This window comes from Tepidimonas fonticaldi, assembly GCF_007556755.1.
Classification (GTDB): domain Bacteria; phylum Pseudomonadota; class Gammaproteobacteria; order Burkholderiales; family Burkholderiaceae_C; genus Tepidimonas; species Tepidimonas fonticaldi.
In genome coordinates, this window is record NZ_VJOO01000075.1 from 1 (window position 1) to 1,072 (window position 1,072).

Here is a 1,072-nt window from a genome sequence, read left to right on the forward strand (position 1 = left end):
TGTCGCATCCCGGATGATCACATAATACCCAGCCGCCGTGGATACCTGCTGGCACGCAGCATCCTGCAAGAGCTGCTGCGAGGCGCGGGAGTCGGCGGCGAGGTCTCATCCGAAGGAGTGCGATCATGATCGTGCGACTGCACAAGTTGGCGCGCACCACCCCGGCGATCCGCGCCGAGATTGCCGCCAGCGACGAGTCGATCCAGACGCTGGCGCAGCGCTACGGTGTGTCGCCCATGACCGTCTTCAAGTGGAAGCACCGCACGAGCTTCGAAGACCGGCCGCACACGCCGCATCGGCTGCCGACCACCTTGACAGCGGCGCAGGAGATCATCGCGGTGCAACTGCGCAAGACCCTGCTGCTGTCGCTGGACGATCTGCTGGCGGTCATGCGCGAGTTCGTCAACCCAGATGTCTCGCGCTCTGGCCTGGATCGCTGCCTGCGCCGCCACGGGGTGAGCAACCTGCGGGCGCTGCAGCCGCAGGCGCGCAAGGCCACGCACGCCCCCTTTGCTGCCTACGAGCCGGGCTACGTACACATCGACGTGAAATACCTGCCCCAAATGGCCGATGAGGATAGGCGTCGCTACCTGTTCGTGGCCATCGACCGCGCCACGCGCTGGGTGTTCATCCAGCTCAAGAGCACCAAGAGCGCACGCGCCGCGCGCGCCTTTTTGGCCGCCCTGGCCAAGGCCTGCCCGGTGCGCATCCGCACGATCCTCACCGACAACGGCAAGGAATTCACCGACCGCTTCGTCACCACGGGTGAGCGCACCCCCACCGGGCAGCACGCCTTCGATGAGCTGTGCGCTGCGCTGGGCATCGAACATCGGCTTACCCGTCCACGGCGGCCCCAGACCAACGGCATGGTGGAGCGCTTCAACGGTCGTATCGAAGAGGTGCTGCGCAGCCATCACTTCCTCAGCGGCCAAGACCTGGAGCAAACCCTCTTGCGCTACGCTTGGCTCTACAACCACCATCTGCCTCAGACTGCCCTCGATGCCCGCACGCCCATGCAGGCCATGAAGGACTGGTATCGGCGAAGATCGGATTTGTTCCAAAAGCGACCCCA

The 1,072-nt window shown here is 65.0% G+C and carries 1 protein-coding gene; it reads left to right on the plus strand.

Translation table 11 applies throughout. From position 1 onward, the window contains the following. Window positions 1–125: 125 nt before the first annotated feature. Window positions 126–1,072 (plus strand): IS481 family transposase (locus Tfont_RS14365; protein ID WP_143969934.1); only part of this gene is annotated, 947 nt, incomplete at its 3' end.